This is a genomic window from Phaeovulum sp., from assembly GCF_041596715.1.
In the GTDB taxonomy this organism is placed as follows: Bacteria; Pseudomonadota; Alphaproteobacteria; order Rhodobacterales; family Rhodobacteraceae; genus UBA6213.
The window spans coordinates 1-8,200 of record NZ_JBFHIA010000142.1 but is presented as its reverse complement, the minus strand read 5'-3'; the positions used below and the strand labels follow the sequence as shown (position 1 = coordinate 8,200).

Annotated in this window: 9 protein-coding genes and 1 pseudogene; 4 read left to right on the top strand and 6 right to left on the bottom strand. The window is 61.9% G+C overall.

What is annotated here, in order from left to right; translation table 11 throughout:
* From ABY403_RS10550 to ABY403_RS10535, 4 genes are all read right to left on the bottom strand, one after another.
* A partial coding sequence (locus ABY403_RS10550; protein ID WP_372840763.1) for a GntR family transcriptional regulator occupies positions 1 to 453 on the bottom strand: 453 nt, incomplete at its 3' end.
* A 96-nt stretch (positions 454 to 549) separates the two neighbouring features.
* Positions 550 to 1,194: an OmpA family protein gene (locus tag ABY403_RS10545; RefSeq protein ID WP_372840762.1), complete on the bottom strand. Its 645-nt coding sequence runs from the start codon at positions 1,192 to 1,194 to the stop codon at positions 550 to 552.
* Between the two features lie 105 nt (positions 1,195 to 1,299).
* Positions 1,300 to 2,151, bottom strand: a complete 852-nt coding sequence (locus tag ABY403_RS10540; protein WP_372840761.1) for a methylated-DNA--[protein]-cysteine S-methyltransferase — start codon at positions 2,149 to 2,151, stop codon at positions 1,300 to 1,302.
* Positions 2,152 to 2,172: 21 nt separating this feature from the next.
* On the bottom strand, positions 2,173 to 3,150 hold the full coding sequence (locus ABY403_RS10535; RefSeq protein WP_372840760.1) for a Hint domain-containing protein: 978 nt from the start codon (positions 3,148 to 3,150) through the stop codon (positions 2,173 to 2,175).
* A 146-nt stretch (positions 3,151 to 3,296) separates the two neighbouring features.
* Here ABY403_RS10535 and nth point away from each other — a divergent pair, with 146 nt between their 5' ends.
* Together nth and ABY403_RS10525 are read left to right on the top strand one after the other, a co-directional pair.
* A complete protein-coding gene (gene nth, locus ABY403_RS10530; RefSeq protein ID WP_372840759.1) occupies positions 3,297 to 3,941 on the top strand; it encodes an endonuclease III in 645 nt (214 codons plus the stop codon).
* Complete coding sequence (locus ABY403_RS10525; RefSeq protein WP_372840758.1) at positions 3,938 to 4,924, top strand: adenosine kinase; 987 nt, start codon at positions 3,938 to 3,940, stop codon at positions 4,922 to 4,924. The genes nth and ABY403_RS10525 overlap by 4 nt, the downstream gene beginning before the upstream one ends.
* 20 nt (positions 4,925 to 4,944) lie before the next feature.
* Here ABY403_RS10525 and ABY403_RS10520 read toward each other — a convergent pair whose 3' ends face one another.
* Positions 4,945 to 5,763 (bottom strand): sulfotransferase family protein, encoded by an 819-nt coding sequence (locus tag ABY403_RS10520; protein WP_372840757.1) that lies wholly within the window; start codon positions 5,761 to 5,763, stop codon positions 4,945 to 4,947.
* A 146-nt stretch (positions 5,764 to 5,909) separates the two neighbouring features.
* Between ABY403_RS10520 and ABY403_RS10515 the strand changes: the two genes are divergently transcribed.
* A complete protein-coding gene (locus ABY403_RS10515; protein WP_372840756.1) occupies positions 5,910 to 7,487 on the top strand; it encodes a DUF5928 domain-containing protein in 1,578 nt (525 codons plus the stop codon).
* 12 nt (positions 7,488 to 7,499) lie between these two features.
* The gene (locus ABY403_RS10510; protein WP_372840755.1) at positions 7,500 to 7,880 is read left to right on the top strand and encodes an HIT domain-containing protein; all 381 of its coding nucleotides are present in this window, start codon (positions 7,500 to 7,502) and stop codon (positions 7,878 to 7,880) included.
* A gap of 10 nt (positions 7,881 to 7,890) precedes the next feature.
* Here the strand turns inward: ABY403_RS10510 and ABY403_RS10505 are convergent.
* Positions 7,891 to 8,200: pseudogene (locus tag ABY403_RS10505) on the bottom strand (ATPase); the annotation flags it as partial.

Genomic DNA, 8,200 nt, shown 5'->3' with positions numbered 1-8,200 from the left:
GGCATCAAGTGCTGCTTCATCCGCTGGATTGCGCTTTTGATGCGCGGCCTCCATGCGTGCGAATAGCGCATCAATCACCTTCAGATCGGTGTCAGAGCCAAGCCGGGCGGCGCGCTCTGCCGCCAAGCCCTCCATATCGCGGCGAAACGAGAGATAGTCGAACACCGCTTGTTCATGGCTGGCAAAAAGCCGGATCAGCGCGGGCGAGAACGCGGCGTTAAGCACCTCTGCCACAAAGATGCCCGACCCTGCGCGCGTCACCAGAAGCCCGGCGTCCTGCAACTCTGCCACTGCCTCGCGCAGGCTGGGTCGAGAGACGCCCAACCGTTCGGAAAGTTCACGTTCTGAAGGAAGGCGCTCGCCGGGGCGCAGGACGCCTTGCAGGACGAGTCCCTCGATCTGGCGCACGACCGCCTGACTGAGCTTTTCCGACTCGATTTTCTGAAACGGCATGGCATCCCCAGATTTGGTAAAAATCTATGACCACATCAGGCTATGCGCAAGAAAAAGCCGGGCGCAAGGCCCGGCTTTCACATCCTGTATCCGCGCTCAGGTATTGGGGCGGATGATGATTTCCACCCGGCGGTTCTTGGCCCGCCCGGCTGCATCAAGGTTAGAGGCGATCGGCTGATCTTCGCCGCGCCCATAAGCAATGATGCGACCCGAGGGCACGCCTGCGCCGATCAGCACCGAGGCCACCGATTTGGCACGGCCTTCGCTGAGGTTCTGGTTGTAGCTGGCGCTTCCAACGTTGTCGGTATGCCCGATCACCTCGATCCGCGTGTTCGGATACCGCAGAAGGCTGGCGGCCAGCGTGTTCAGGTCAGACCGCAGGTCGGGCCGAAGCGCCGTGCTATCTGTTGCAAACAGCACGTCTTGCGGCATCGTCACGATCAACTGGTTGCCGGTGTTGACCACACCGACGCCATTCCCAAGGTCGCGGTCAAGCTCGGCCGCTTGCCGGTCAAGGTCAGCGCCGATCAGCCCGCCGATCGCACCGCCTACCAGCGCCCCGGCTGCGGCTTGCCCCAGCGTGTCACCCTTGCCAGCGGTTGCGCCGAAAAGCCCGCCGAGTGCTGCGCCGATCGCCACACCGTCTTGGGTGCGGTTGGTGCTGCCGTCCGGATTGGTGCAGGCACCAAGCGCCATGACCCCAACCGCGGTCGCCGTAAACAGAATACGCCCTGATTTCATCGCGTCCTCCAAATAGATGCGCCCCTGCGGGGCGGCTCGCACGACTATACCCTGTGCACTTGGAACAGGCCACGCGCCGCCCGGCCACAAGCGGGTTTTCGCGCATCACATTGCCGCGACACTCGCTTCGGCGCGCGCGGATTCCCATGCCAGCATGGCGCGCTTGATGGGCAGGCCCCAGTGATAGCCGCCCATCGCGCCCGATTTGCGCAGCGCCCGGTGGCAAGGGATCACGAAAGCCAGCGGGTTGCGCCCGACTGCCGTGCCCACCGCCCGCACTGCGCGCGGCGCGCCTATCGCCCCGGCGATATCGCCATAGGTGGTAACATGGCCAGAAGGGATCGCCAGCAACGCCTCCCAAACCTTGATCTGAAAGGGCGCACCGATCAGATGTAGCGCCGCCTCGCCGCGTTGGCCAAGCGCCGCTTCGACCCAAGGCCGGATCGCCTCGGGGGCGGCCTCGAAGCGTGCCGCAGGCCAGCGCGCCGCCAGATCGGCAAAGGCCGCCTCGGTGCCAACATCGGCTGCAAAGGCCATGCCGCAAAGGCCGCGTTCGGTGCCCATCGCCACGACTTCACCGAAGGCAGAGCCAAAGCTGCCGTGGCGGATGACCAGCCCCTCGCCGCCGCGCGCGTGCTGGCCCGGGCTCATCGCCTCCCACCGCAGGAAAAGGTCGTGCAGCCTGCCGCTGCCCGAAAGCCCCGCCATATCGGCAACAGCCTCCAGCGGCATCCGCTTTGCGATCAATTCGCGCGCATGGCCCAGTGTCAAATACTGCTGGTATCGCTTGGGCGAAACCCCGACCCAAGCAGAGAACACCTTTTGGAAATGCGCCACGCTCATGCCAAGCGCACCCGCCAATTGCTCTAGCGACGGGCCCGGTGGGGGGGCCGCGTCAATCAGCGCCAAAGCACGGGCGATCAGGCGATAATGATATTCGTCTTCTATCCGGCGCATGGGCACCCCCTTTGCCCGAAGTTACCCCTGCGCCGTCCCGCGCGCGACCCGAAAGCTGCGCAATAGGGCAGCGCGGTGCCAATCTGCACCCGGCGGGCGCAGGAACATCGCAAGATCCTGCGGGGCAAGCGTTATCCGTGCCGGGTTGGCGCGCCGTGCGGCCAGCGCCCCGGTCACGGTGGCGCGCGCGGCAGGGGCAAGTGCGGCCAATACCTCGGGCGTGGCCTCAGCGGTTTCAAGCCAGAGCCTGTCTACCTGAATAACCTCTTGCACCGCGCAAATCAGCGCAAACAGTCGCTGCATAGCGGGCGCGGCTTGGCGGGCGATCTGGAAGGCTTCGACCAAAGCATCGGCGCGCGCAAACATCTCGCTTTCTCCAAACCAGAATTGCAGTTCCGGCGCAGCCAACAGCACGCGCTGCCAAGGGGCAAGCAGTAGCGGCCGCTCTGGCAGGTGCGGGCCAAGCGCATCGGCAGGTAGCAGGAACGGCGGCGGCGTCGGCGCGCCATATTCGACCCGCGCAAGGCAGAGCAGCGGCTGAAACCCGTTGTCGCGGGTTAGCACCCTGTCGCCGGGGCGCAACCATTCGACTGGTAGCGCGCCTTCTGCGGTTGCCACCATCGCGCTGGCACCAAGCAGCGCGGGCTTGGCCGGATCGCCGGGGCCACACCGCAAAATCGGCTGTGCGGTCGTGCGAAAGGGCAGGTAGGGGCTGCCCGCCACCAAAGGTTCCGACACCAGCATCATCGTGACCGCGCCGATTTCAAACGGCTCAAGCCACAGTGGCGCGCCGTCATCACGCTGCAATGGCAGCGGCGCATCTAGGGCGATTGGCCCTTCGGCGCATAGGCGCCCTGATGCATCGAATAGCTGTGCCCGCCCATTTGGCAGAACCGCCAGCAACATCGCCCCCAAGGCGGTGTCAAACCCGGGGTCGAGCATCCAACCGCCGGTGCCCGCGTCATGACGCAAAGCATCGCTCGGATAGCAGATCCGCATCGTTTCGCCCCATCACCCAGCCGGCCCGCACTAGCATGGCGCGGTGCGGCTGTGTTGGCGTTAACGCGGTCGCCCAAAGCGCGCGCAATTTGGCGAAAATCCCCTCGGCTCTTGCAAGCGGTCGCGGCTGTCGGCATAGCAGACAGATGCACGCGCCACTCGATTTCGCCGCCCAATCCGAGGTTTTCCGCCGCTTTCAAGCGGCCAATCCCGTGCCCGTTGGCGAATTGAACTATCGCGATGCCTTCACCCTTTTGGTTGCCGTAGTCCTAAGCGCGCAGGCCACGGACGTTGGTGTGAACAAGGCGACACACGGGCTTTTCCAGCGCGCTGCCACGCCCGAGGCGATGCTTGCACTTGGTGAGGCCGGGGTAGTCGAAGAAATCCGCACGATCGGTTTGTTTCGCCAAAAAGCGAAAAGCGTGATCGCGCTAAGCCAGATACTGGTCGATCGCTATCAGGGCCGCGTGCCAGATTCACGCGCGGCGCTGCAATCGCTGCCCGGCGTCGGGCGCAAGACCGCGAATGTGGTGCTGAACATCGCATTTGGCCACCCCGCGCAGGCGGTCGATACGCATGTGTTCCGCGTCGCCAACCGTACCCGCATTGCGCCGGGGCGCGATGTGCTGACGGTCGAGCGGGCGATTGAGGACCATGTGCCTGTCAGCTTTCAGCGCCATGCCCACCACTGGCTCATCCTGCACGGTCGCTACATCTGCACCGCGCGCAAACCCCGCTGCCCCGGCTGCCCAATCGCCGACATCTGCCCCTTCGAGGAGAAAACCGCGTGACTCAATATCAGGTTGTCGGCATCGGCAACGCCATCGTCGACGTGCTGAGCCAGACCACCGACGATTTCCTCAATAGCAAGACCATCGCAAAGGGCGTGATGCAGCTGATCGAGCGCGAGCGCGCTGAAGAGCTTTATGCGGCGATGGACAGCCGGATCGAGGCACCGGGCGGATCGGTCGCCAACACGCTTGCAGGTATTGGCAATCTGGGGCTTTCCACCGCCTTCATCGGCCGGGTGCGCGATGATCTGTTGGGCCGCTTCTATGCCGCTTCGATGGCCGCTGAGGGCACGGTTTTCGTCAACCCTCCAGTGCAGGGGGGCGAGCTGCCCACCTCGCGCAGCATGATCTTTGTTACGCCCGACGGCGAGCGGTCGATGAACACCTATCTCGGCATCTCGGCGGAACTCGGCCCCGAAGACGTTGCGGAAACGGTGGCGGCAAACGCGAAACTGCTGTTTCTGGAAGGCTATCTGTTTGACAAGGACAAGGGCAAAGCCGCCTTTCTCAAGGCCGCGCGTTCCTGCCGTGCGGGTGGCGGACGCGCCGGGATCGCGCTGTCCGATCCCTTCTGCGTCGATCGTCACCGCGCCGATTTCCGCCGCCTTGTGCGCGACGAAATGGACTATGTGATCGGCAACGAGCACGAGTGGGAATCGCTTTACCAGTGCGGGCTCGACGAGGCTTTGGCGCAGGCGGCTGAAGAATGTGAAATGGTCGTGTGCACGCGATCAGGCTCTGACGTGGTGCTGATCGGGCAGAAAGAGCGTGTCAGCGTGCCGGTGCACCGCGTTGTGCCGGTTGATGCGACCGGCGCAGGCGATCAGTTCGCCGCCGGGTTTCTGTATGGCTACGCCACCGGGCAGTCGCTTGCCACCGCTGGCCACATGGGCTGCCTTGCGGCAAGCGAGGTCATCTCGCATGTCGGCGCGCGCCCGGAAAGCGACGTGAGGGATATATTTCGCGGTCACGGCCTGATCTGAGGGCCATCAGCCAGCGCGCGTCAGGTCGAAAGCTTGGCGTGCACTTCTTCAAGGTCGATTTCGGCGGTGGGCATCTTGTTGTCCGGGTTTTCGAAATCGTAGTGAAACAGCTGGAAGTCGCGCTTGTAGACTTCCCAGATCAGATGCCGCGAAAGATCATCGAAATAGGCGCTGACCGGATGCGCGCGCTTTGGCCCGTGGCCTTCGCTTTCGTTGAACCGCGGGATTGCGGCAAGGTCTATCGGCACCGGCGTCTTCACTGCGTCGAGCACCTTCTGCATGCCCTCGTTGAACTTTTCGGTAAAGAAAATCGCGTCATAGCGGCCACCGTTGGCGATGAACGTGGCGATGTGGCCTGACATGGCCGACCAGTGGATGTCGGGCTCCATCGGGCGGCGCCAGCGCATGGTGTCGCGCGCAAACAGCAAGAACCGGCGGAACGAGGCGATCTGATCGAACTCGAACCCGTTTTCCGGGCTGCCCACGTCAATGCCGTATTTCTGCGCAAGCTGCGGCACAAGGTTGCCGCGATACCGCTTTCCATTGCGCTGAATCCCCGCGATCTTGTCAAAAAAGCTGGAAAGGATCCGCGTATAGGGGTTGCGCACGCAGGTGAACGAATAGGATGTGTGCTTTCGCACGTTATCCTCGATCAGTCGTTGACTGCTTTCAATCGACCATTTGTGCAGCCCCGAGGTGGCGTCATGCACATCGCCATCAAAGAAGGTGCCGTGGTCGGAATAGAACATGATCTGCCCAATCGTCGAGCAGGCGCATTTGGGAACGACGCGGTAGAGCATGCTCTGGCTTTCGGTCATCCACGTGCCAGGGTATCCCATTCTGCGTCTCTCCTTGTAGCCAGACGGGCATCAAAACCCGCCGGCAAAACATTTAGCCCTAGAAAGCAAAGAAGCTCTGTCTTTTCAACGTGTGTTCACGATACTTAAGCGAATAATCGAACAATATCGCGTTGTGTGTTTCCACTGTGGCAAAAATCGCGTTCATCTTGCTGACCCACAAGGACCCCGCAGGGGTCATCGCGCAGGCCGAGCGGCTGACCGCGACGGGTGATTTCGTCTCTATACACTTCGATGCGCGCGCCAAACCGGCCGATTACGCGCAGATCCGTGCGGCACTGGACAAGAACCCCTCGGTTACCTTTGCGCGGCGGCGGCTGAAATGCGGCTGGGGCGAATGGAGCCTTGTCGGCGCCACGCTAGAGGCGTTGCGCGCAGCGGTCGCGGCGTTTCCGCGTGCGACGCACTTCTACATGCTTTCGGGCGATTGCATGCCGATCAAGACCGCCGAATACGCGCATGAGTACCTTGATGCCGATGATGTCGATTATATCGAAAGCTTCGACTTCTTCACCTCGGACTGGATCAAGACCGGCATGAAGGAAGAGCGGCTGATTTATCGGCACTGGTTCAACGAGCGCAAGCACAAGTGGTTATTCTACACCAGCTACGAATGGCAGCAAAAGCTGGGGCTTCGCCGCAAGGTGCCGGAAGATTTGCAGATGATGATCGGTTCGCAGTGGTGGTGCCTGCGGCGGCGCACAGTGGAATGGCTGCTCGATTTCATCAACCAGCGGCGCGATGTGATGCGCTTTTTTCGCTCGACCTGGATCCCTGATGAGACCTTTTTCCAGACGCTGGTGCGCCACCTTGTGCCCGAGGCCGAAATACGCGCGCGCACGCTGACTTTTCTGATGTTTTCCGACTACGGCATGCCGCTGACGTTCTACAACGACCAATATGACCTCTTGCTTTCGCAAGATTATCTGTTTGCCCGCAAGATCAGCGCTGAGGCCAAAGACCTCAAGCAGAGGCTCGGCGCGCTCTGGTCCGCCAAGGGACAGCAATTCTCGATTTCGAATGAAGGGCGCAGCCTGTTCAGCTTTCTTACAGGGCGTGGCCGTGTTGGCCGCCGCTTTGCGCCGCGCTTCTGGGAGACGGAGTCGAGCTTGGGCCGCGAGCGCGAACTGATGATGGTGGTGTGCAAGAAATGGCATGTCGCCAAGCGATTGGTCGAAAGGGTGCGGCAAGTGGCGCAGGTGCCTGCGGTGGAGTACCTTTTTCATGAGGCCGCCTGTCCGCTACCCGATCTGGGTGGCCTTCAATCGTCGGTGGAAAAGCGTAACCGTCACCGCCGCGCGCTGATGCATATGCTTTACGATTACCACGCAACCAACCGCCTTGTGATCTGCCTCGACCCTTCGGCGATCGAGCTGATGCAGGATTTCACCTCGGATCGCGCGCAGGTGCGGCTGCTGGAAATCGAATGTGACTTTACCGACGACTATCTGCTTGGCCATGCGCGCCGCGTCGGGCTGGCGGGCGAGAATACACCGCGCGAAGTGTCGGACAGGTTGCTGCCGACCATTCGGTATGATCTGAAGTTCGAAAGCGACCGCATCCGAGAGGCGCATTTCACGTCGCTTTACCGGATGCGCGAAAGCGCCGATCTGGCCGAAAATACGCGCGCGCTAGCTGGTTTTCTGGCGGTGCCTGCCGAAGTGGCGCAGGAAATTGCCGCGACGGACTATCTGTTCATCGACTGAGAGGACATAACAATGGCCTATACCTATGATTCTACAAATATTTTCGCCCGCATCCTGCGCGGCGAAATCCCGAACGACACGGTATTGGAAACCGCGCATACGCTAGCTTTTCGCGATATTCGCCCGCAGGCACCGCTGCATGTGCTGGTGATACCGAAGGGGCCATATGTCACTTTCGATCATTTCGCGGCCGCGGCAAGTGAGGCCGAGATCGTAGATTTCATGCGCACCTGCGCGACGGTCTGCGACATGATCGGGGCCGCGCCGGGGCAGGGCGGTGGTGGCTACCGCGCCATTTCCAACGCGGGCGAAGCGGGTGTGCAAGAGGTGCCGCACTACCACATGCACATTCTGGGCGGGCGTATGCTGGGCCGGATGCTTTCGCGCGACTGAGTGGCGGGCGTCAGTGCGTGATCGCCTCGTCGCGCACGAACATGTTGGCCCAGGCGCGGTCGATCAGTTCTGGCGACATCTGCAAGGGCATACGCTCGAAATTGCAGATCGCCACGATCTGGTCGATCAGGAAGCCCGGCTGATAGTTGGCATAGACACTGTCGATGGTGGGGTATTTTACGCGCATAAGGTGCAGCATGGCGCGTTCGTCCAGCGGCACCTTTTTCTTGCGCGCCACCATCGCAAAGATCTTCAGAAAGTCTTGCTGGTTCGGCCCGTCGATCTTGATCTTGAAAAAGATCCGGCGCAGCGCCGCCTTG